General features: G+C 34.2%; 22 protein-coding genes and 1 tRNA gene. 11 read left to right on the forward strand and 12 right to left on the reverse strand.

Going from position 1 to position 23,851, the window contains the following annotated elements; genetic code table 11:
* Positions 1–73: 73 nt before the first annotated feature.
* Complete coding sequence (locus tag G9Q29_RS06590) at positions 74–1,183, forward strand: DNA alkylation repair protein (protein ID WP_166134529.1); 1,110 nt, start codon at positions 74–76, stop codon at positions 1,181–1,183.
* A gap of 271 nt (positions 1,184–1,454) precedes the next feature.
* Entirely contained in the window at positions 1,455–1,631 is a 177-nt protein-coding gene (locus G9Q29_RS06595; RefSeq protein ID WP_166134531.1) for a histone H1, read from the forward strand.
* A gap of 158 nt (positions 1,632–1,789) precedes the next feature.
* Here G9Q29_RS06595 and G9Q29_RS06600 read toward each other — a convergent pair.
* Positions 1,790–1,864 (reverse strand) — tRNA-Val (locus tag G9Q29_RS06600).
* 211 nt (positions 1,865–2,075) lie between these two features.
* Between G9Q29_RS06600 and G9Q29_RS06605 the strand changes: the two genes are divergently transcribed.
* Positions 2,076–3,863, forward strand: a complete 1,788-nt coding sequence (locus tag G9Q29_RS06605) for an ABC transporter ATP-binding protein (protein ID WP_166134533.1) — start codon at positions 2,076–2,078, stop codon at positions 3,861–3,863.
* A gap of 96 nt (positions 3,864–3,959) precedes the next feature.
* Here G9Q29_RS06605 and G9Q29_RS06610 read toward each other — a convergent pair whose 3' ends face one another.
* On the reverse strand, positions 3,960–5,129 hold the full coding sequence (locus G9Q29_RS06610) for a proline dehydrogenase family protein (protein WP_166134535.1): 1,170 nt from the start codon (positions 5,127–5,129) through the stop codon (positions 3,960–3,962).
* A gap of 184 nt (positions 5,130–5,313) precedes the next feature.
* Here G9Q29_RS06610 and aroB point away from each other — a divergent pair, with 184 nt between their 5' ends.
* From aroB to G9Q29_RS06640, 6 genes are all read left to right on the forward strand, one after another.
* The gene (gene aroB / locus G9Q29_RS06615) at positions 5,314–6,381 is read left to right on the forward strand and encodes a 3-dehydroquinate synthase (protein ID WP_166134538.1); all 1,068 of its coding nucleotides are present in this window, start codon (positions 5,314–5,316) and stop codon (positions 6,379–6,381) included.
* Between the two features lie 291 nt (positions 6,382–6,672).
* Positions 6,673–8,073 (forward strand): type III PLP-dependent enzyme domain-containing protein, encoded by a 1,401-nt coding sequence (locus tag G9Q29_RS06620; protein WP_166134540.1) that lies wholly within the window; start codon positions 6,673–6,675, stop codon positions 8,071–8,073.
* Between the two features lie 88 nt (positions 8,074–8,161).
* Entirely contained in the window at positions 8,162–9,133 is a 972-nt protein-coding gene (locus G9Q29_RS06625; RefSeq protein ID WP_166134542.1) for a deoxyhypusine synthase family protein, read from the forward strand.
* Positions 9,134–9,140: 7 nt separating this feature from the next.
* Positions 9,141–9,539, forward strand: a complete 399-nt coding sequence (locus G9Q29_RS06630) for a DNA primase (RefSeq protein ID WP_166134544.1) — start codon at positions 9,141–9,143, stop codon at positions 9,537–9,539.
* Positions 9,540–9,626: 87 nt separating this feature from the next.
* A complete protein-coding gene (recQ, locus tag G9Q29_RS06635; protein WP_166134546.1) occupies positions 9,627–11,741 on the forward strand; it encodes a DNA helicase RecQ in 2,115 nt (704 codons plus the stop codon).
* Between the two features lies 1 nt (position 11,742).
* Positions 11,743–12,216 (forward strand): DNA-deoxyinosine glycosylase, encoded by a 474-nt coding sequence (locus G9Q29_RS06640; RefSeq protein ID WP_166134548.1) that lies wholly within the window; start codon positions 11,743–11,745, stop codon positions 12,214–12,216.
* A gap of 4 nt (positions 12,217–12,220) precedes the next feature.
* Here G9Q29_RS06640 and G9Q29_RS06645 read toward each other — a convergent pair whose 3' ends face one another.
* The 4 genes from G9Q29_RS06645 to G9Q29_RS06660 all read right to left on the reverse strand — a co-directional run bounded on the left by G9Q29_RS06645 (position 12,221) and on the right by G9Q29_RS06660 (position 17,143).
* Entirely contained in the window at positions 12,221–12,736 is a 516-nt protein-coding gene (locus G9Q29_RS06645; RefSeq protein ID WP_166134550.1) for a DinB family protein, read from the reverse strand.
* Positions 12,737–12,749: 13 nt separating this feature from the next.
* Positions 12,750–15,335, reverse strand: coding sequence for a phosphoenolpyruvate carboxylase (locus tag G9Q29_RS06650; RefSeq protein ID WP_166134552.1), 2,586 nt, complete (start codon positions 15,333–15,335; stop codon positions 12,750–12,752).
* 97 nt (positions 15,336–15,432) lie between these two features.
* Positions 15,433–15,912, reverse strand: a complete 480-nt coding sequence (locus tag G9Q29_RS06655; RefSeq protein WP_072943262.1) for an Lrp/AsnC family transcriptional regulator — start codon at positions 15,910–15,912, stop codon at positions 15,433–15,435.
* Between the two features lie 76 nt (positions 15,913–15,988).
* Complete coding sequence (locus G9Q29_RS06660; protein ID WP_166134554.1) at positions 15,989–17,143, reverse strand: M14 family metallopeptidase; 1,155 nt, start codon at positions 17,141–17,143, stop codon at positions 15,989–15,991.
* Positions 17,144–17,453: 310 nt separating this feature from the next.
* On the opposite strand from G9Q29_RS06660, the gene G9Q29_RS06665 reads away from it, so the two are divergent.
* Positions 17,454–17,915 carry a helix-turn-helix domain-containing protein gene (locus G9Q29_RS06665; protein ID WP_166134556.1) on the forward strand — a complete coding sequence of 154 codons (462 nt, stop codon included), beginning with the start codon at positions 17,454–17,456 and terminating at the stop codon, positions 17,913–17,915.
* A gap of 28 nt (positions 17,916–17,943) precedes the next feature.
* On the opposite strand, the gene G9Q29_RS06670 is transcribed toward G9Q29_RS06665, so the two are convergent.
* Together G9Q29_RS06670 and G9Q29_RS06675 are read right to left on the reverse strand one after the other, a co-directional pair.
* The gene (locus tag G9Q29_RS06670; RefSeq protein WP_166134558.1) at positions 17,944–18,945 is read right to left on the reverse strand and encodes a hypothetical protein; all 1,002 of its coding nucleotides are present in this window, start codon (positions 18,943–18,945) and stop codon (positions 17,944–17,946) included.
* 13 nt (positions 18,946–18,958) lie between these two features.
* Positions 18,959–19,522, reverse strand: coding sequence for a 1-acyl-sn-glycerol-3-phosphate acyltransferase (locus tag G9Q29_RS06675; protein ID WP_166134560.1), 564 nt, complete (start codon positions 19,520–19,522; stop codon positions 18,959–18,961).
* Positions 19,523–19,584: 62 nt separating this feature from the next.
* Between G9Q29_RS06675 and G9Q29_RS06680 the strand changes: the two genes are divergently transcribed.
* Positions 19,585–20,253: a spermidine synthase gene (locus tag G9Q29_RS06680; protein WP_166134562.1), complete on the forward strand. Its 669-nt coding sequence runs from the start codon at positions 19,585–19,587 to the stop codon at positions 20,251–20,253.
* Positions 20,254–20,255: 2 nt separating this feature from the next.
* On the opposite strand, the gene kdsB is transcribed toward G9Q29_RS06680, so the two are convergent.
* From kdsB to G9Q29_RS06700, 4 genes are all read right to left on the reverse strand, one after another.
* Positions 20,256–20,987 carry a 3-deoxy-manno-octulosonate cytidylyltransferase gene (kdsB, locus tag G9Q29_RS06685; RefSeq protein WP_166134564.1) on the reverse strand — a complete coding sequence of 244 codons (732 nt, stop codon included), beginning with the start codon at positions 20,985–20,987 and terminating at the stop codon, positions 20,256–20,258.
* A gap of 103 nt (positions 20,988–21,090) precedes the next feature.
* Entirely contained in the window at positions 21,091–21,921 is an 831-nt protein-coding gene (ygiD, locus tag G9Q29_RS06690) for a 4,5-DOPA-extradiol-dioxygenase (protein WP_166134566.1), read from the reverse strand.
* 13 nt (positions 21,922–21,934) lie between these two features.
* Positions 21,935–22,330, reverse strand: coding sequence for a VOC family protein (locus G9Q29_RS06695; protein WP_166134568.1), 396 nt, complete (start codon positions 22,328–22,330; stop codon positions 21,935–21,937).
* 13 nt (positions 22,331–22,343) lie between these two features.
* Complete coding sequence (locus G9Q29_RS06700) at positions 22,344–23,765, reverse strand: ATP-dependent DNA helicase (RefSeq protein ID WP_166134570.1); 1,422 nt, start codon at positions 23,763–23,765, stop codon at positions 22,344–22,346.
* Positions 23,766–23,851 lie beyond the last annotated feature (86 nt).

Here is a 23,851-nt window from a genome sequence, read left to right on the forward strand (position 1 = left end):
GTAATCAATTCCGAACAACTTAATTTTATTTAATGCTATCTTTGAAGTTCGTAATCTTCACAAATAGCATCATATGGCAGCCGAATTGAAAGAAATGTTTAATCTAAAATTCTATCAACTTTTAGCAACCCAAATTAAAACGGTTCATCCACAATTTAATCAAAAGCAATTTTTAGCTGAAGTGACTGAGGGCATCGAAAATAGATCTCTAAATCAACGCTTACGGCATACAACACAAGTCCTAAAGGGTCATCTCCCTTCTGAATTTAAAGAAGCTATTAAAATTTTAAATGAAGTAATCCCGAACATGCCTACTGGATATACCACGCTAATTTTTCCAGATTTTGTGGGACAATTTGGTCTAAATGATTTTGAAATTGCAATGGAAGCCTTGTCTTATTACACTCTGTTTGGATCGTCAGAATTTGCAATTCGTGAATTTTTAAATAATGATTTTGACAAAACTATCGCAATAATGCAGCAATGGTCGCAGTCATCAAACCACCATGTTAGGCGATTGGCTTCTGAGGGTTGTAGACCTCGACTACCTTGGGCAACTGCATTGCCAAAACTCAAGAAAAATCCTGAACCAATTTTACCAATTCTACATCAATTGAAAACAGATCCATCTGAATATGTCAGAAGAAGTGTTGCCAACAATCTAAATGATATTGCGAAAGATAATCCAGAAATTTGTATCGAAACTGCAAAAAACTGGAAAGGAATTTCAAAAGAAACCGATGGAATAGTTAAACACGGTTGCCGAACACTTTTAAAACAAGGAAATCAGGCCGTTTTAAAGCTTTTTGGTCTTGATCCATCACAAATATCAGTTTCTGAATTTCGTATCCATAACCCAATTGTAGCCATAGGAAATTATTTAGAATTTTCATTTTCGGTTTGTAACCATAGTAATGAGGCTCAAACAGTACGTTTAGAATACGCTATTTATTATTTGAGACAGAACCAGCAACTTTCAAAAAAGGTTTTTAAAATTACTGAACGAATCATTGAGCCAAATCAAACAATGACAATTGTTCGCAAGCAAAGTTTTAAAATTATAACCACTCGAAAATTTTATCTGGGAACGCAAAAACTTTCGATACAAATAAATGGAGAGGAAAAAATGACAAGTACATTTGAACTTATAACTGAGGAAAGGACTCTATTGAGCGCAATGTAATATTTTTGAATTGGGCATAAACCGCTTAGCAAACAGTTACTATTTCTATTTATTTGTTCTTTAAAGGCCATAAAAGAACATTAAAAACAATAATTCCTATTCGATTCTAAGCGATACTAGCAAGATCAAGAATTTTTTAAATCACTAGTTTAAAAATGGTTATCAATTTTTAGTCACAAAATCTGATTTGTAAGAGTAACTTTAACAACATTTTATTTCTGACTACCGACTAAAATTCTATTTTTGCGACCTAATTTAATATAGTATTATTATGAAAGATTTAGTTGCAAAAATCAATGCTGAGTTCGAAACATTCAAAACAGAATCTGAATCACTAATTGAAAAAGGTATTAAAGCTGCGGGACCAAGAGCTCGTAAATCTACTTTAGAGCTAGAAAAACTTTTAAAAGAGTTTAGAAAAGTTTCTGTTGAAGAATCAAAAAAATAGTTTTTACTTCCTAAAAACAAACCTCGCTATCTTTGATAAGCGAGGTTTTTTTATACCTAAAATTGTCGAAACTTATTTTTTATTAGAATAATTTTGAAGAGAAAATTTTCCCAAAAAAAAACCTCCAAAATCAATTGATTTTGAAGGTATAATTTTTGTGGGCGATGAGGGGTTCGAACCCCCGACCCCCTCGGTGTAAACGAGGTGCTCTGAACCAGCTGAGCTAATCGCCCTATTTTACTAGGCTGCTATCATTACCTGATTGCGAGTGCAAATATACACCTAGATTCTGTATTTGCAAGTGTTTTTGTAAAATAAATTGATAAAAAATCACTCATTTACTCTACCTTATTCAATACGAACACTTTACAAACATAGGGATTTTGAACTATTTTTTTGAATTGCATTCTTATAGTCATACATTTGTAACATAAACAAAAAATAATGGCTCGATTCAAAGAAAACGATTTACCAAAATCAAAAATTACAGCTACTTCACTCCAAAAAGCAACCGTTATATTTCAATTTGCAGGCAATCATCGTTGGAAATTTTACGTTGGCCTTGTATTTCTACTTTTCACAGGAGCTACTGCCCTAGCCTTTCCTAAGTTAATGGGAATGTTAATAGATTGCGTAAAAAATAAAGACAATTCGCAAGCTAACTATATTGCAGGTGGATTGGTTTTGATTCTTTTCTTACAATCAATCTGTTCTTTTTTCAGATTGTATCTTTTCGTGAATTTTACAGAGAACACATTGGCCAATCTCCGACTTTCATTGTACTCTAACCTGGTAAAATTACCAATGTCATTTTTCTCGCAAAAACGAGTTGGAGAGTTGAACAGTCGCATCAGCTCAGACATCACTCAAATTCAAGACACACTAACATCAACCATTGCAGAATTTTTAAGACAATTTATTTTAATTATTGGAGGCGTTTTACTTTTGGCAAATGAAAGTATCAAACTCACCTTATTAATGTTATCTGTTGTGCCTTTAGTAGCTGTCGCGGCTGTTATATTTGGGCGATTTATTCGAAAATACTCGAAAAATGTACAAGATAAAGTAGCCGAAAGCCAAGTAGTGGTTGAGGAAACCATGCAAGGAATTTCAATAGTTAAAGCTTTTGCAAACGAATGGTACGAAATAGCGCGTTACAATGGTAAAATTAAGGAAGTTGTAAGCATTGCCATCAAAGGCGGAAAATACCGCGGTTACTTTGCCTCTTTTATCATTTTTTGTTTATTTGGAGCAATCGTAGCAGTAGTTTGGTACGGAGTACAATTGAGTATAAGTGGCGAAATGAGTGTTGGTCAATTAATATCGTTTGTGTTGTATTCTACATTTGTTGGCGCATCTTTTGGCGGAATTGCTGAGTTGTATGCACAAATTCAAAAGGCAATTGGCGCTACCGAACGTGTTTTTGAATTACTTGATGAAACACCCGAAAAAATTAATGCTAATGGCACAACTTCGCCACTAGAAAAAATACAAGGTAATGTAAGCTTCAAGAATGTTGCTTTTAGTTACCCATCCAGAAAAGAGATTCAAGTTTTAAAAGATGTCAGTTTCACGGCTAATTTTGGTCAAAAAATTGCAATTGTTGGACCAAGTGGTACCGGAAAATCAACAATTGCTTCGCTCCTACTTCGTTTTTACAATATTGATGCAGGCGAAATTCAAATTGATGGTAAAAATATTTACGACTTTGATTTGGAAAATCTCCGAGGAAATATGAGTATCGTTCCTCAAGATGTAATTCTTTTTGGCGGAACAATTAAAGAAAATATTGCTTACGGTAAACCAAATGCCACAGATGAAGAAATTCTACTTGCGGCCAAACAAGCTAATGCGTATCACTTTATCGAAAGTTTTCCTGAAAAATTCGAAACCGTGGTGGGAGAACGTGGTATTAAATTATCAGGCGGGCAAAGACAACGTATTGCCATTGCACGTGCTTTGCTTAAAAATCCTAGTATTTTAATTTTAGACGAAGCCACATCTTCATTAGATAGCGAAAGTGAAAAATTAGTACAAGAAGCGCTAGAAATTTTAATGGAAGGTCGCACCAGCATTATCATTGCGCACCGTTTATCAACTATTCGAAGTGCTGATCAAATTTTAGTTTTAGACAACGGTAGAATTGCTGAACAAGGAACGCACCAAGATTTGATTGAATTAGAAAATGGGATTTATAAAAACCTAAGTAATTTGCAGTTTAGCAATTCCTAAGCCAAGCTAAAAAATAGCTACAAGAAATCAACAAAAAAGCTCCAATAAAAATCTATTGGAGCTTTTTTACAGCTATTAAACCTATTTGTGATAAAATTATTTCCCTTTTCTACGGTTTCTTTCCGCTTTTATCATAGAAAGTTCACGACTAGTTTGACCTGCTACTGAAGTGTTTTCTTCAGCACGACGAATCAAATACGGCATCACATCTTTCACGGGTCCAAATGGCAAATATTTAGACACATTATAACCTTCATTTGCTAGATTGTAACTAATGTTATCACTCATTCCGTACAATTGCCCGAACCAAATGCGATTATCAGCAGTAGCCATACCGTTCTGCTGCATTAAATCCATCAAAGTATAGGTACTTAATTCGTTGTGAGTTCCTGCAAAAATAGCCATGGTATCAATATGAGCTACCATGTAAGAAACAGCTGCATCGTAATTAATATCGGTAGCTTCTTTTGATGCGCAAATCGGACTCGGATATCCTTTTTCTTCGGCACGTGTATTTTCTTTTTCCATATACGCACCGCGAACAATTTTCATTCCGATATAAAATCCTTCTGCTTTGGCTTGCTCATGTAATTTTTTCAAATAATCCAATCGATCCCAACGATACATTTGTAGCGTATTAAAAACGATAGCTTTCTCCTTATTATATTTTCGCATCATAGAAGCAACCAAATCATCGGCAGCATCTTGCATCCAACTCTCTTCGCCATCAATAAGTAAGGCTACATTTTTTTGGTGCGCTTCTTTACAAACAATGTCAAAACGTTCCACCACTCGATCCCATTCTAATTGTTCAGCAGCAGTCAAACTTTGTTTTTCACCTAGTTTTTCATACAATTCGAAACGTCCAAAACCGGTTGGCTTAAAAACAGCAAAAGGAATTGCCATACGTTCTTTAGCAAATTCAATAGTTTTTAAGGTCATTTGCAAAGCAGCATCAAATTGATCCTCCTCTTCTTTTCCTTCCACAGAATAATCCAAAACCGAAGAAACTCCTTTGGTATACATTTTATCTACTACAGACAAACAATCATCCTCATTGACACCACCACAAAAATGATCAAAAACAGTTGCTCGAATTAATCCTTCGACAGGTAAATTAGCCTTTAAAGCAAAATTTGTAACCGCAGTACCAATTCGCACTAAAGGCTGATTAGCTATCATTTTAAAAAGAAAATAAGCGCGATCAAGTTCGGTATCGCTTTTTAAAGCAAAAGCAACCTGTGTGTTGTCAAATATTTTTTTCATTATCTGTTTAAATTTTATACAAATATAAATAGACTTTGAATATTTAACTAAATACAATGGTTAAAAAACAGAAAAATGCAATGAATGTGAATTTTCTCGCTGTTTGACAGCATAAGATTTGATTAATTAATACATTTGACATCAGATTAATCTAAGATCAACACATCAAAAAACAAGTATTACAATGCAGACCATACAAGCCAACAACTACCCCATACATTTTAACGAAGAAGCCTACCTAGCACTAAACACTCACTTACAAAACAACAGCTATTCTTCTATTTTCATCATAGTTGATACCAATACTAATGAATTTTGCTTGCCTAATTTTTTACCTTTATTAGAAACAGATGTTGCAATTGAAATTATAGAATTTGAGGCCGGTGAAGAAAATAAAAACATTGAAACCTGTGTACAAATTTGGAATGTACTTACTGAACTTGGAGCCGATAGGAAAAGTTTAGTTATCAATCTAGGTGGCGGTGTTGTGACTGATTTGGGCGGATTTGTAGCCAGTACCTTCAAAAGAGGAATCGATTTTATTCATATTCCTACAACCTTATTATCAATGGTTGACGCCTCTGTGGGTGGTAAAAATGGTGTTGATTTAGGTAATTTAAAAAACCAAATTGGAGTGATTAATGTTCCACTAATGGTTCTAATCGACACGCAATATCTTGAAACAGTGCCGCAAACTGAAATGCGTTCTGGTTTGGCTGAAATGCTAAAACACGGTTTGATTTATGACAAAACATATTGGAATCAATTTTTAGACCTAGCCGCAATAGATTACGCCGATTTTGATGCACTCATTTACAGATCGGTTGAAATAAAAAATGAAATTGTAACACAAGATCCAACCGAAAAAAACATCCGAAAAGCTCTTAATTTTGGGCACACACTCGGGCATGCTATTGAAAGTTACTTTTTAGAAACCTCTGAAAAAACTACACTTTTACATGGTGAAGCTATAGCTGTTGGTATGATTTTAGAAAGTTTCATTGCCATGGAAAAGGGACTATTAAACCAAGCCGACTATATCGAAATCAAAAGTTGTATTCAATCTATTTATGAAACTATTGTTTTTGATGAAAAAGATATCGATCCAATCTTGGCTTTACTGATTCATGACAAAAAAAATGAATACGGAACCATTCAGTTTGCCTTAATTGAAGGCATTGGAGCAATAAAAATAAATCAAGCAGTTGAAAATGAATTAATTCTTGAAGCGTTTGAAGATTACAAATCTTAATATTTTTTTCTAAAAAAGCATTGCATTGCGTGGATAATATTTTTTACATTTGCACCGATGAAAAAAACACACAGTAAGTCACGCTCTGGTTCCAATAAAACCCGCAAAACCATGTCCTTTTTAAGGATATTGAAGCGCTTTTATTCTATTAAAGGCAACTTTACTTTCGATGTTTTTCAATACCTAAAAGCCGATAACGAAAAGCTACAGATTGTATACGCTAATATTCGGGTTTGAATGATAGATTCATCTATGTTTTAAAACACTATTTAATCTATTAAACCTGCATCAATGAATACAAAATATTCGGACTTAATCAATCAAACATATTATTTTCCACAAGAAGAATTTACGCTTAACAAAGACCACTTACTTTTTCATAATATTGATTTAATGAAATTAGTTGAGCAATACGGTACACCTTTAAAGTTTACTTATTTGCCGCAAATTTCAAATAACATCAACAGAGCAAAAAGTTGGTTTCGTAAATCGATGGAGAAAAATAAATACGAAGCCAAATACTACTATTGCTATTGCACTAAAAGCTCTCATTTTGAATACATTATGAACGAAGCTTTCAAAAATAACATTCATATCGAAACCTCTTCGGCTTTTGACATAAATATTGTTGAAAATCTTTTAGCAAATGGTAAAATAAACAAGAGCACATATGTTATTTGTAATGGTTTCAAACGCGATCAATACATTGAAAATATTGCTCGTTTAATCAATAACGGACACAAGAATACTATTCCGATTATTGATAATTATGAAGAATTAGATTTATTACAAGGGCAAATTAAAAACAAATTCAAAATTGGAATTCGTATTGCAGCTGAAGAGGAGCCAAAATTTGAATTTTATACCTCAAGATTGGGAATTGGTTACAAGAATATTGTTTCATTTTACAAAAAACAAATTCAGGATAATGATAAACTAGAGCTTAAAATGCTTCACTTTTTTATCAATACTGGTATCAATGATACGGCGTATTATTGGAACGAGTTGGTAAAATGTATCAAAGTATACATAGCACTAAAAAAAGAATGTCCTACACTTGACGGCTTGAATATTGGTGGAGGTTTCCCTATCAAAAATTCATTGGCTTTTGAATACGATTACCAATACATGATTGATGAAATTATCAATCAAATTAAAATCGCTTGTGACGAGGCTGAAGTGGATGTACCAAACATTTTTACAGAGTTCGGATCCTATACTGTAGGCGAAAGTGGTGGTGCTATTTATCAAATTTTGTATCAAAAACAACAAAATGATAGAGAGAAATGGAACATGATTGACTCTTCTTTCATCACAACTTTACCAGATACTTGGGCTATCAACAAGCGTTTTATCATGTTGGCTGTAAACCGTTGGAACGATACTTATGAACGTGTTTTATTAGGAGGAATGACGTGCGACAGCGATGATTACTACAACTCAGAGCAAAACATGAACGCCATTTACTTACCTAAGTACAATAAAGAAAAACCTTTGTATATCGGTTTCTTTAACACAGGCGCATACCAAGAAACCATTGGAGGCTACGGAGGATTACACCACTGTTTGATTCCACAACCAAAACATATTTTGATTGATCGTGATGAAAATGGAATTTTGGCAACCGAAGTATTCTCAGAGCAACAAACCTCCGAAGACGTTTTGAAAATTTTAGGTTACGACCGCAAATAATAATCGCATTTATTTCTTTAAATTCAAAAAATCGTTACATTTGAAATAATCGTGACGATAATAATAGCAGTTAAAAATTAATATAAAAATGAGTAAAGGACCAATCAGTCAGTTTATAGAAAAGCATTATTTGCATTTCAATTCTGCAGCTTTAGTTGACGCAGCTAAAGCATACGAAGAACAATTAGCAAAAGGCGCAAAAATGATGGTGAGTATGGCAGGTGCTATGAGTACAGCCGAGATTGGAAAAATATTTTCTGACATTATTCGTCAAGACAAAGTACATATTATTTCATGTACAGGAGCTAACCTTGAAGAAGATATTATGAACTTAGTGGCTCACTCTCATTACGAAAGAGTGCCTAACTACCGTGATTTGACTCCTCAAGACGAATGGGATTTATTGGAGCGTGGTTTAAACCGTGTAACTGACACTTGTATTCCAGAGCACGAAGCTTTCCGTCGTTTACAAAAACACATTTTCAAAATCTGGAAAGATGCTGATGATAAAGGAGAACGCTATTTTCCGCATGAATTCATGTACAAAATGTTATTATCAGGTGTCCTTGAAGAATACTACGAAATTGATTTAAAAAACAGTTGGATGTATGCTGCAGCGGAGAAAAATTTACCAATTGTTGTTCCAGGTTGGGAAGACAGCACCATGGGTAATATTTTTGCTTCTTACGTAATCAAAGGAGAATTGAAAGCTTCTACCATGAAGTCTGGAATTGAGTACATGACTTTCCTTGCTGATTGGTATCCAAAAAACAGCAGCAACGGTATTGGATTTTTCCAAATTGGTGGTGGTATCGCAGGTGATTTCCCAATTTGTGTTGTACCTATGTTGTACCAAGATATGGAAATGCATGATGTTCCATTCTGGAGCTATTTCTGTCAAATATCTGATTCAACAACAAGTTATGGTTCGTATTCTGGAGCTGTTCCTAATGAAAAAATCACTTGGGGCAAACTAGATATGAATACACCTAAATTTATCATAGAATCTGATGCTACCATTGTAGCGCCATTAATTTTCGCTTATTTATTAGATTTATAGAATATTTATGAAAAGAGTAATAGTTGACTACGCAAAACTTACCAATGAAATTTTAAATCTTTTGGTGGATAAATTTCCAGATGGTTATGATGATTCAAACATTATTAGTTTTAGAAACGCTAAAAACGAATTGGTAGAAGCAGTTGAAGTACGTACTGAAGATACTATCTATTTAGTAAAAGTGAGTACAAAACTTGCAGACAGAATCGAAAATTACGACGAAGATGATGAAATAATGATTGATGATGTAGTAGAACCAATCAAAGGCTTAGATCTTGATGACGACATTGATGATGATGACGAAGACGAAGTCATTGACAAGCCTGATACTGACGGTGAGGATGATGACGATGATATCGACACAAAAGATTACGCCGACGAAGAAGATGATGAAGACGAAGACTAATTAGGTCTCAATTTTTATAAAATTGTATTAAAGGAACTCTTATTCAGAGTTCCTTTTTTTATCTAAAGTGCGCTCACAAATTCACAAATGACCCATCCAATCTTACACACTACTTTAAAAGAAAATTTTGGTTTCGACAAATTCAGACCGCAACAAGCCGAAATCATTAGTGATGTGCTTGCTGGTCTTGATACGCTTGCAATAATGCCAACAGGTGGTGGTAAATCAATTTGCTTTCAATTACCAGCTCTTTTATTACCCGGAATTACAATTGTATTATCGCCTTTGATCGCTTTAATGAAAGACCAAGTTGACAGCTTAAAGGCAAACGGTATTGCTGCTTGTTACCTAAATAGTAGTCAAACAGATGAAGAGCGAACCATTTTAATAGATAAAATTCAAGCGCAAACTATTAAATTAGTTTACGTTGCGCCAGAGAGTTTAACTATCCTAGACCCTTTATTCAGTTCCTTAAATGTAAGTCTAATTGCCATTGATGAAGCGCATTGTATTTCCTCATGGGGACATGATTTTAGACCCGCTTACACAAATTTGGGCTACCTCAAAAATAGATTACCAAGCGTTCCTATTCTTGCATTAACTGCAACTGCAGACAAAGCAACCCGAACGGATATTGCCAAACAACTCAATCTCAAACAACCAAAAGTATACATTTCTTCTTTTGACCGTAAAAATTTAAGTCTTGAAGTGCGACCTGCTTTAGATCGGGTAAAACAAATTATTGAATTTATAAAAGATAAACCTAACGAGTCTGGAATTATTTATTGTTTAAGTCGTAAAACTACTGAAGAACTAGCCGAAAAATTACAACAACTTGGCATTGCTACAAAAGCTTACCATGCAGGCTTAGATGCTGATGTACGTTCTCAAACCCAAGATGAGTTTATCAATGACGATTGCCAAATTGTGTGTGCTACGATTGCTTTTGGAATGGGAATTGACAAATCGAATGTGCGTTGGGTTATTCATTATAATTTGCCCAAAAATATTGAGGGCTATTATCAAGAAATCGGACGTGCAGGTCGCGACGGACTTCCATCTGAAACTATTTTGTTCGAAAGCTATGGCGATTTGATACAGCTGCAAAAATTTGCATCCCAAGGATTGAATGCCGAATTGCAGTTGGCTAAATTGGATCGGATGAAACAATATGCTGATGCTTTGAGTTGCCGAAGAAAGATTTTACTGTCCTACTTTGGTGAATTAGTGACTTCTAATTGTGGTAACTGCGATATTTGTAAAAATCCGCCCTCGTTTTTTGATGGTACCATTATTGCTCAAAAAGCACTTTCAGCTATAAAAAGACTGAAAGAAAGCGAACCACTACCGGTAATCATTGATTTTTTGCGAGGTTCTAAAAACGCTTATATTTTTGAAAAAGAATATCAAAATTTAAAGACTTATGGTGTGGGCACCTCCATTTCGTGGTACGATTGGAATCAATACCTAATTCAATTGATCAATTTAGGTTATTGCGAAATCGCTTTTCATCAACAAAATAAAATAAGAGTCACTAGTTTAGCTACTAAAGTTTTATTTGAAAACGAAAAAGTTCAACTAACCGCTGTTCAAAGACCAAAAACCGATTCAGCTCCTGCGGTTAGCACAAAAAATAAAGTAAGCAAAGGAAATGGACTTTTTGAAGCCTTGCGAAACCTACGTTATCAGATTGCAAAAGAGGAAGAAGTTCCTGCTTATGTGATTTTTAGCGATGCAGCTTTACGCCAAATGGAAACTGAAAGACCAATGAGCGAAAACGAATTACTATCTATTGATGGTGTGGGACGAACGAAACTCGAAAAATATGGAACTGCCTTTATTGAAGTTATTATCGCGCATCACAAAGAAAAAACCGTTCGCAAAAAGAAAGAAGCAACAACTTATAAAGAAACACTTAAACTCTATCAAGAAGGATTAAGCATAAGCGAAATTGCAACTAAACGAAAGATTGGCGAAAGTACCGTTTTTTCGCATTTGGCAAAATTGTATACCGATGGTGAAGAAATTGATTTAGAATCGTTTGTTTCAGAAAATGATATCCTTAAAGTAGCCGAAGCCAAAGAGCAATTAAAAGCTCCGCAAGCCTTAAAACCTTATTTTGATTATTTAGAAGAACAAATTGATTATGGTAAAATTAGACTCGCCTTAGCCATACTTGAAAAAGAAAATGCCGAAAGTTAAAATGATACATTCTTTTTCACCGATAGTAAACTCGACAACCAAACTGTTAATTCTTGGATCGATACCAGGCAATATTTCTTTGCAACAGCAGGAATATTACGGAAATGCACGCAATCAGTTCTGGAAAATCATGCAAGAAATCCTTGCTCAAAGCGATATTCTACCCGATTATCAAAGTAAAATTCAATTACTGCAGAACCATCACATCGGACTTTGGGATGTTTTAGCTGCATGTGAGCGTGAAGGAAGTCTCGATTTGAATATCAAAAATCCTGTGGTAAATGATTTTGTTTCTTTTTTAAAACAATATTCAAATATTACAAGAATTTTATTTAATGGCAAAGCTAGTTATTTACTATTTTTTAAGAAATTCGGACAAATAAAAGGCATCACGTATCATGTGATGCCTTCTACAAGTCCTGCAAATAGCATGTCGTTTGATAATAAACTTAAAATTTGGTCGACAGGTTTTTAAAATGTTATAAATATCTTTCTTCAAACACTTTTTGATGGTGTTTTTGATGACCAATCATAATAAAACCGATTGCTCTAACTGATATTGCTGCATTGGATGCTGTTCCAATTCTTTGAAATTGATCTGAACTTAAGCTCTTAAAAAACAATAAATTGGAATGACGAACAGCAGATAATTCTGTAAGTAATTCCTGAATACTTCTTTTGTTAGCCTCAGTATTGTCAACGTAGGCATTTTCATCAAAACCCGGTAAAGGCGTTTGATCGTTTCTAGAAATTCTTAAGGCTCGGTAGGCAAAAATGCGTTCCGTATCAATTACATGCTGAATAATTTCCTTGATATCCCATTTCCCTTCAGCATACCTGTAGTCAAACTTATCCATCGGAATGTTTTGCACAAATTTAATAAAGGCATGTAATGAAATTTCTAATTCTTCAATAAGATCTACCTCTCCTAAGGCTTGTATATATGGAGCATAAAAAGCTGCATATTCATTAACGGGTAACTGAGTTGATTTCATATTTGTATTTGTTTTAAGCCGAGTTTCTACTTGCATTGGTGTTTCCGAACAGCGAACGAGTCACAATTTTTTCATAGACCTTAATTAAAGTCTCGTCTGGGTTTTCTTCTTTGTTCAATTCATTTATTCGTAACAAGGCATATTGCTGTATTGTCAATAATGGCAACACAATACGCTCTCTTATTTGAATAGAAGCTTTACCATCGGGATAATTCTCCATCAATTCAGTATGACCTGCAATTTTAAGCAACAAACGTTTGGTTTCTAAAAATTCGTCGTAAATAATTTGCCAAAAATCTCCAAACTTAGGATCCTTACGCATGTAAGCTGTTAAGGGGAAAAATGATTTTGCTAACGACATCATACTGTTTTCCAACAAGGTTTTAAAGAACAAAGAATGATTATATAAGTCTTGAACTTTATCCCACTCTCCTATAGTTTCAAAATGTTTTAAGGCCGTTCCTACTCCAAAAAAACCAGGTACATTTTGCTTCAATTGACTCCAAGATCCTACAAAAGGAATAGCTCTTAAATCAGCAAAATCCAATTGCTCCGACTTACTTCTTTTTGATGGTCGGCTACCAATATTTGTTTTTGCATAATATTTCAGCGTACTCATTTGTTCAAGGTACGGTATAAATTGCGGATGATTTTTAAAACTCAAATATTTATCATATCCTAAGTTGGCTAACTGATCTAAAATTTCTTGCTCAGCTGCTGATAAAGCATTACTTCCTTTCCCAAAAACCTGATTGGTTACACCTGCACTTAATAAATTTTCCAAATTGTAACGACAGGAATCTAAGGTTCCAAAATTAGAACTAATCGTTTGTCCTTGAACAGTTACTTGAATTTCATTATTTTCAATATTAGGCCCTAATGAGGCGTAAAATTTATGTGTTTTTCCGCCACCACGAGCTGGAGGCCCACCTCGCCCATCGAAGAAAATAACTTTGATGCCATATTTACGAGACATTTCAGTCAAGGCTTCTTTAGCTTTGTAAATACTCCAGTTCGCCATCAAATAACCACCATCTTTTGTTCCGTCAGAGAAACCTAACATGATGGTTTGTTTATTGTTTCTGCTTTGCAAATGTGCTGCATAAGCTTCATTGGTGTATAATTTCTCCATTATTTCGTGAGCACTTTGCAAATCGTCAACCGATTCAAACAAAGGCACGATATCTACAGTAGGATTTTGCCATCCGCTTAAGCGAAATAAAGCAAAAGTCTCCATTACATTGAGAGCACTTTCATTATTACTGATAATGTATCTATTGGCACCAAATTCGCCATTATTTTCTTGAATGGTTTTAATTGCTTGCACTGACTCGAGTGTAAGTCGCGTTATTTCATTCTCGAATGCTGTAGGATCGATACTTCCTTTTACTTTTGAAAGCACTTCAAACTTTTCAGCTTCGGTTAATTCGAAATAATTTTTTGGAAAAACATTAGTATTTGAATTAGAAAATAAACTCACGACTTCTTTAAAAACGGCATCGTGAATTTTACTGTTTTGACGAATATCTAAAGTAGCAAAATGAAATCCGAACAAATTAACTTTTATAAGCAAAGCTTCCAATTCATCTAGATACAATGATTGGTGCTGTTCAATCACAATTTGTTTAATTTTATTAAGTTGCGATTTGAATTCCTCCAAAGTGATAAAAATTTCTCCTTTTGAATAAAAAACAGAACGATATAATTTTTGCTCCAGCTCCGTAATCAATACGTCAACTCCTGAAAATGTAAGCTTGCGTTTTAAGTTTCGTATTTCAATGTAATAACATTTTAAGATCGAAGTACGCAAGCGATCGGCTACCTTTAAGGTGATTTCAGTAGTGACAAACGGGTTCCCATCACGATCACCACCTGGCCAAAATCCCAGTTTTATCAAAGGGTTTTTTATTGAATTTTCATTGAAAATATTTTTTTGAATGTACTGCACCATTTCGCCCGAAGTGTGGTAAAATACGTTTTCAAGGTACCAAATTAAACTTACTGCTTCGTCAAAGGGATTTGGTTTTTCTTGTTGAATAAAAGGTGTTTTACCCAACTGAGCTAATAATTGTTTAATTTCAAGTAAATTATTATTTCTGATCGCTGCGGTTAAGTCATTGATTATTCCTAAAACTGCACCAGGATAAAACTGTGTAGGGTGGGCTGTGAGAACGGTTCTAACATTAAAATTTTCTAAAAAATCAACAACCTCTTCTGCTTTTGCAGTAGCATCGGCTTTTTCTTTAATATCACGTAAAGATCCAATTCCTTCCATATTGTTTACTACAGGAAAAGCAGCATCTTCAATTGCATCAAAAAGTACAATTTGCCTTTCGATATATTGAATAAAACGAAACATAATATCAATTTTGTCCGTTTCAGAGGCATTGTGCAAATACCTTTCAGCGAAGAAATCAACAATTTCTTTAGGTGTTTCTTGTTTTTTGAATCCAGTATCGCAAACATCTGTAAACAAGGGTAATAATGCTCCCGTATTATCAATAGAGTGAAAAGGCAAAGTTATAAATACACTATTATAGATGTGGTATTTAGATAGAACGTCTTGATTGAAGCGTTCAATTTTAGGTAAAGTATACATAGTTAGTGTGTTGTGTGGTTGGTTTAGTAAATAGTTTTTATAAAAAAACCCCAAGAACGAACTTGAGGTTATATTTTATATAAGCATTCAAGATCAATTACATATTTTTGAAAATAGTATGCATTAAACGCTTTTTATCATTGATGCTTTCTTCAAGAGAAATCATAGTTTCAGTTCTATAAACACCATCGATATCATCAATCATAAAAATTACATCTTTAGCATGCTTAGTATCTTTTGCTCTAATTTTGCAAAAAATATTAAACTTACCAGTTGTTACAGAAGCCACAGTCACAAAAGGTATTTCGTTAATGCGCTCCAAAACAAATTTAGTTTGAGAAGTGTTGTTCAAAAATACACCAACGTAAGCAATAAAAGAGTAGCCTAATTTATCATAATCTAAAACCAATGATGATCCCATTATGATTCCAGCATCTTCCATTTTTTTAACCCGCACATGCACAGTTCCTGCAGAAATTAATAATTTTTTTGCAATATCCGTAAATGGAACTCTGGTATTGTCTATCAACATATCCAAAATTTGGTGATCTACTTCATCTAAACGAAATTTACTCATAACTTTTTAATTAACATTATTAATTGCTTTAACAAAGTATAAAATTATACATAAAAACAACAAAAAGACAAAAATATTAAATTTTTACCAATCCATTAACAATTTTTATGTTATTATCTAAATAAAAATCAGCTTTTTTATTCAATTTCGGAACTGAATCAAAATCATCTTGATACAGTGCGCCATCCGCATCAAACTCGAAATGACCGAAATGATTTTCTAAATCACCTATTTGTGAAAAATAAGCGTTAAAACAAATCTGATTTTCAATTAATTCTTCTTTGTATTGTAATGCAAAATTGGTGATTATTTCGATACCATCATAATTTATTTTGATGTTTTTATACATAAAATCATAAAAAACGACTTTATTTTGAGAAATATTCAAATATTTCTCGATTCCATTGCTAACTATAACGTTTTCGCTAAGTGTTTTAAATCCAGAAATCAAGCCTATGAAAACATATTTTCGGGTTTCTTCTCGCTCATAATCACCTTGAAAATGCCCCGCTTCAAATAGCACAGTTGGCACGCCCATGGACTGAAAAGTATCTCCAATACAATTTATATTAAACGAATCATCAAAGCGACCAACTTGTCCAGGTATAAACACTTGTAACTCCTCGTTAATAGCTGCAATTAAATCAATCGCTTTTCTACGACAGTCATTTATGTCACGATTTTCATCATAGGACGGAGCCAAAAAAGACATTGTAGCAGATTTTCCTGTATCACCAACACCGAAAATGGTTCGCTGATCATGTAAATTAAAACAAAAGTCAGGTTGAAAACTTTCAAAAGTAGCCCGAAGTAATTTGCTTTCTGGCTGCGTTAAATTTTGAGAATCTCGGTTTAAATCAACTTTATTAGCATTTTCTCGAGTATATAAATTAGCCCCATCAGGATTAAGCATTGGAATAGCATAAAATGTAAATGCTTCTAAAAATTGTTTCGCCAGCGAATTATCACTATTCAAAAAATTCATAAAATCTAAAAGCGCTTTAGTAGTTGTGCTTTCGTTTCCATGCATTTGCGACCATAAAAAGATTTTGATTTTTCCACTTCCAATTTGATAGGAATAAATGGGTTTTCCTTGCACAGACTCGCCAATAACCTGCGATTGATTATTAGAGTTTAATTGAGCTAAAATAGGCTCAATCATTGGTAAAGTAAGATACCTGCCAGATATACTTTCTTCTTTATATTTATAGAATAACTCTTGTAAATTCATAGTTTATTATTTAATTTACAAAAGTAAACATCTTATTATTTACAAATGTAAATCATTGCTTTTCATGAAATTTCAATTTTGTAAACAAATAAAACTACTCCTGAGGACAAAGGATTTATAAACATATGTAAAATTTTTACACATTAAATACGATAGACTTAAGTTATACAAAAACAGTAGTTTAGTAATAATTATATGAAGTGATAGTTCTAATAAAACTAGCGTTTATCGATATTTATGTCCTTACAATTGGATTATCTACTTTAATTGATTACATTTGTAAATAGGGAAATTTATAAATAAATTTACAATGGTAAACATAGAAGATTTTATAAAAAGACTAGAGTTGCTACTGGATTATTACAGTTTAAATGCTTCTTCGTTTGCAGATAAAATAGGTGTGCAACGCTCTAGTTTGTCGCATTTGCTTTCAGGCAGAAACAAGCCTAGTTTAGACTTTATTTTAAAAATTTTAGAAGTATATCCTGAAGTAGATTTATATTGGATTTTAAATGGCAAAGGTACTTTTCCGGCTTCTGACAAAAAACAAATATCCTCTACTCTAAATGAAGATGTTGCAAAAAACTCAGAAGAAACTAAACTATTCACAACTGATTTATTCTCAAATAATAAAGAAGTGATCACTCCTAAGTCCGAAACAAAAGAAGAACCGTCAAATACAATTGTGGATAGCTTTCCAGAAGTTGAGATTGATAAAATAGTTGTTTTTTATACCGATGGTTCATTTAAAAGTTATCACCCTAAACTGTAGTCAATTAAAATTTGAGCAAGAAAAGTGTTTAACGGGTGGTAAAAATTGAGCTCACTCCCGCCTCTGACCTAACAAACAATGGCGCACTGTCTCCTGATTGACTTGGAAATCGAAAGTGCATTACTTGCCCTCCGTTTTTTAAATTTTCAGCAATAAATATTTGTTGAGATTGCTTGTCATAAGCCACATCAACAGGGTTTCCTAACTGCGAATTAGGTCCATAAACACGTAGTTGTTTATCCATTTTAAGTGTACCTCCATTTCCGGTAAGAGCAAAAAGATTTGAAAAAGAAGGTAGGACAACAAAGCCTCCATCTGATGATGAAGTTGCACTTGCAATATCTGTTAGAATCATAACATCATCTGAAGCGGAATAAGTAATTCCGTGAATTCTATTGATGCCTTCAATGCTGATTCGTTTTGTTGGCGTTATTGCTCCGCTATTTGCATTGAGGATGTTTTCGAATTGAGCAACATCGCCCGTTAAATCAACCACAGCATATAAATCGGTACCGTCTAAATGAATTCCCCAAAGTTTAAATGTTGTACTAAAGGTTTTTAGTAAAGTAAATCCTGAACTCGACTTTTGATATACAAACAACTTATTCGCTAGGTTATTAGAAGCCGATTGATCTTGAGCAACTACAACAATATCATTGAAAACCGCCGTTTCTCTGGCATTTGTAAAATCAGTTCCCGAACTACTTGAAATTAGTGTAAGGTTATCGAGTCCTGCCTCACTTGTTGTGCGTAGCCTGGCATAAGCTTCGAGTCGGTTATTAGAGCGTGATGCTAAAACAACAGCATCAGAAATCGGATCATAAGAAATACCATCCGCATCTGCTGAAACAATACTAAATGACTCAACCTTAGAAGTGGCTGCTAATAGATTGGTATAACTTATTTTACCAGAAGTATTACTTGATGTTAATAAATATAAGTTCCTCTTTGTTATTGAATTATCATTAGTACAAGATAATAAAACAGTACAACTTAATCCAAGTGCGAGTAAACCTTTATAATTCTTCATTCCAATAAGTTATTTAATTTTTAAAATCAAAGCGAAAACCTTTTTCAGGTATTTTTCCTTCAACTCCTTTATAATGTTCTTTTAAAATTGACAAGTCATTTTCAAAATTTCCGGTTGGTTGTAATGGCGTCCCCAAGTGAACTTGTTTTCTGCCAAAATCGAAAGAAACCGGTATGATTGGAACATTTGCTTTCAAAGCAATATAATAAAATCCTGTTTTGAGTTCTGTCACTTTGTGGCGGGTGCCTTCTGCTGCAATAGCCAAGCGAAAGGTTTCCTTTTTTGCAAAAATAGCAGCGATAGATTCTACTTTGTTCAAACCTCCAGAACGATCCAATGGCTCTCCTCCCATATACCTGAAATAATACCCAAACGGAAAACGAAACAATTCCTTTTTGCCCACCCAATTCATTTCTAATTGCGTAATACCTCTGGTAAAAATTCCTAAATAAAAATCGTGCGCGCTCGTATGAGGCAATACCATCATGACACATTTTTTAACCGAAGCGTCAATGCCTCCCACTATTTTCCAACCCATAAGTTTGAAAAAGATAAACTCGTACAACCGTTTTTTCATTATTTCGAAATTTGGTGTAAAATAAATAATTTAAATCTTATTTTTGGATAAAACAGACCGTAATGATTAAAAAAATATTGAGCTACTTGACTCCTATCACCATTTTTCAAACCAAATCCGACCTAAGCAAGTCTATTGAAGTAACTTGGAATAATGGAGAATTGGTCCTCGATTCTAAAAACGCGAATTACTCGTACGGAAGTTTACAACGTATTTTACGTTACGGATTAAAAGAAATTGGTTTTAGCCGCATTCAACCTATGCAAGACATATTGGTGCTTGGCGTAGCAGGCGGCAGCGTTATTAAAACCTTAGTTGATGAAATAGGATTTAAAGGAAAAATCACGGGTGTTGAACTTGATCCTGAAATGGCTCGTATTGCCAACACCTATTTTCAATTGGATCAAATTAAAAATGTTACCATTATAGTTGATGATGCTTTTGAATTTGTTTTAAAAACCAAACAAAAATACGATCTCATCATTATTGATGTGTTTCAAGATACGAACATGCCCAATTTTTTATTTGAGTCCTTTTTTAGCAACAGAATTTGTCACTTATTGCGGAATAATGGGTTTGCATTGTTCAACACCATGATTTTAAACGAAATACAAAACCAGCGCAATAAGAATTTTATCGCTGAGTTTCATGCTGCCTCTTGTAAAATTCGCTCACTCCCGCGCCTTGAAACTCACAACGAATTAATTATCATCTCAAAATTAGAAAGTTAAACTTATTGAGCAATCATTTTTCGTGCTTTTTCGAGATCTTCTGCGGTATCAATTCCAATTCCTACGTGTGTGGTCTCAACCATTTTGATTCGTTTGCCAAACTCCAGATAGCGCAATTGCTCTAGTTTTTCGGATGCTTCCAAAGATTGCATTGGTAAGCTGTAAAAATCCAATAATGCTTGTTTCCTAAAAGCATAAATACCAATGTGTTGCATGTATCGAACACCTACGTTTTGCTCTCTCGGATACGGAATCACAGATCGAGAAAAGTACAAAGCAAAACCGTTTTGATCTACTACAACTTTAACATTATTCGGATTATTGATATCTTCTTGATTAGTGATTTCGCGCATTAACGAGGCTAAATCGACTTTTTTATCCAAATCGTTTTTAAAAACTTCAATGACTTTTGCAAGCGGTTCGGCATCAATAAATGGTTCGTCACCTTGCACATTAATTACAATATCTAAATCCAGATTTACAACTGCTTCAGCAATTCGATCGCTGCCAGATTCGTGTTCCTTGACACTTTTAATTGCTTTTCCACCGTTAGAAATAATTTCGTCATAAATCAAATCAGAATCCGTTACTACAAAAACATCATCAAACAATTGCGTGTTTATGGCTGCCTTGTAGGTTCTTAGAATTACGGTTTTACCTCCAAGATCTTGCATTAATTTTGCTGGGAATCGTGTAGAGGCGTAACGTGCGGGAATGACTGCTATTATTTTCATGTTGTTCAAAAAGTTTGAGTTCAAAAATACATCATTGCAACTCAGAATGAAATTATTTTCGTGCTATTTTAAAATTCGTTTAATATGGTTTAGTTTATCAATGCTACATTATTTTTACCGACGTCATACTCAACGATCCTCCTAATAATTTATCATTAAACAAACTTAGCTCTTCTTGCTTTCCTTTCAGGCCCAAAGTGTAAATTAAAGGCAAATAATGTTCTGGAGTTGGAATCGCTAATTGTAAAGCTCGGCTTTGTTTTTTAAAATCAATAAGTGGTTTGAAATCTCCGTTTAACAAATAATCATTGATTGTTTCTCGAGCTTCAATTGCCCAATCGTAACCGTAATTATCCTTGTTTAAATTGGGGAAATCGACTAATCTCAAATTGTGAATAATGTTTCCGCTACCAACAATCAAAATTCCTTTCATACGCAAAGCGCTTAATTTTTGTGCCAAATCAAAATGGTATTGCTCTGATTTTGTATAATCAATACTTAACTGAATTACAGGAACATTGGCATCTGGATATAAATGTTTAATTACACTCCAAGCGCCGTGGTCCAATCCCCAATGTTCGTCGAGTTCTACCGCTACCGGCGTCAATAATTGCTTAGTTTCTACTGCTAATTCTGGACTACCGTTTACAGGATATTGCACGTCAAATAACGCTTGCGGAAAACCTCCAAAATCATGAATTGTTCGCGGCATTTCCATTGCTGTAACCTTGGTTCCGTTAGTAAACCAATGCGCCGAAATACACAAAATAGCGTTGGGTTGTGGCAGCGTTTTGGCCAAATTCCGAAATCCAGATACAAACTGATTTTCTTCAATGGCATTCATGGGACTGCCATGACCAAGAAACAAAACGGGCATTTTTTCGGTGTTTGAAAAAGTGCCTGAAATCTTATGTAAATCGATTAAAGTATCCATTTTTTCCTCTTTTTTAGTTGGCAGTTCGTTCGATTAAATCCCATAAATTACCAAATTCATCCTCAAAAACGGCTACTTTTCCGTAGCTTTCAGTTATGGGTTCTCTAACAATTGTAATGTTCTGCTGTAGTAAGTTGCGGCAATCTCTCTCAAAATCGTCAGTTTCTAAAAATAAAAATACGCGACCACCCGACTGATTGCCAATACTATCTTTTTGAATTTGATTACTGGCTTTCGCTAAAAGCAAACTAAAACCAGAAGTTCCTTTTGGCGCTACCAAAACCCATCGTTTCTCTGGACTCAAAACGGTATCTTCGATTAAATCAAAGTTTAATTTTTGGGTAAAAAAAGCAATCGCGCGGTCGTAATCCGGAACCAGCAAGGCAATATGTGCAATTCGTTGTTTCATACTTTTTTAATTTTTACTCTACAAAACTATCATCTTTAAAACCAATTAAATACAATTTATTTTTAGCACGCGTCATGGCGGTGTACAACCAACGAATATAATCTCTATCAACACCATCTGGCAAATAAGGTTGCTCAATAAAAACGGTGTTCCACTGCCCTCCTTGCGATTTATGACAGGTAATGGCGTACGAAAATTTTACCTGCAAACCATTAAAATATTCATTGGCTTTTACTTTTTGAAATTGTTTGAATTTGGTTTCGCCCTCATAATCCTTCAAAACTTCTTGGTAGAGTCGGTTTGATTCTTCATACGTAAGCGAAGGCGATTCGCTTTTAATGGTATCCAAAAGCAAAACGGTTTCAAAAGGTTTTTGATCGGGATAATCTACCATTCTGATTTTTACTTTGGCAAATTTGAAGCTGTACAACTCCTTGATGCTAAAAATTTCTAGCACTTCAATAATATCTCCATTGGCAATAAAACCTGCTTGATCAGAATCCTTTAACCAAAAATAATTATTCTTAACCACCATTAAAAAATCTCCTGTGGAAAGCTCGCTCTCTTTGTCTAGAATTTTGGTTCGAATTTGTTCATTGTATTGATTGGCTCTTTTATTGGAGCGAACTATAAATGCGGTGTCTTCAATACTGTAATTACTATAGGCAGAGTTGATAGCATCTTGAATATCGTAGCCGTCAGTTAAACGCACAATGTCTTTGAATTTTTTGAGGTCGAATTTAAAATCTGTGATAAAAGATTCTTTGAGCACTTCACGCAATTCTGTGGCGTTGAATAAAATTCCTGAATTTTCCTCTTGACGCATGACTTCATCCAGTTCGATATGCTCTACTTCTTTATCGTAATTCATACCAAGCGTGCGAATATCAAGCGCTGGACTGATATCTAAATTCACCGGAGGCAACTGTGCCGTATCTCCTAACAGAATCATTTTGCAATTCGCACCTGAATATACATATGAAATCAAGTCATCTAACAAGGAACCGTTTTCATAAAACTTTGAATCTGAATTCGTATCCGAGATCATCGAAGCTTCATCTACGATGAAAATGGTGTTTTTGTGTTTGTTGGGTTGTAAAGTAAAAGAAACTCCGCCACCTGAAGATTTTTTAGGGAAATAGATTTTTTTGTGAATCGTAAAAGCGGGCTTGTTAGAGTAATTGGCAATCACTTTGGCAGCTCGACCTGTTGGTGCCAGCAGCACATACTTTTTGTTTATGTCAAGTAAGCTGTTAACGATGGTCGAAATAACTGTTGTTTTCCCTGTACCTGCGTAACCCTTGAGTACAAAAATGGTTCTGTTCTCTGCTTCAGTCAAGAAGATGGCTATTTTTTGAAAAAAAATATCTTGTTTGTAAGTGGGCTGAAAAGGAAATTGTTTTTGTAAAAAACTGTAAAACAGGGAGGAATTCATAACAATAGTTTTGGCAAAAATGAATTCCAAAGGTAGGCAATATCCAGCATTGCAACTGCCGAATTTTGGTATAAATTAGAATTGCA

Source organism: Flavobacterium turcicum, from assembly GCF_011365745.1.
Classification (GTDB): Bacteria; Bacteroidota; Bacteroidia; order Flavobacteriales; family Flavobacteriaceae; genus Flavobacterium; species Flavobacterium turcicum.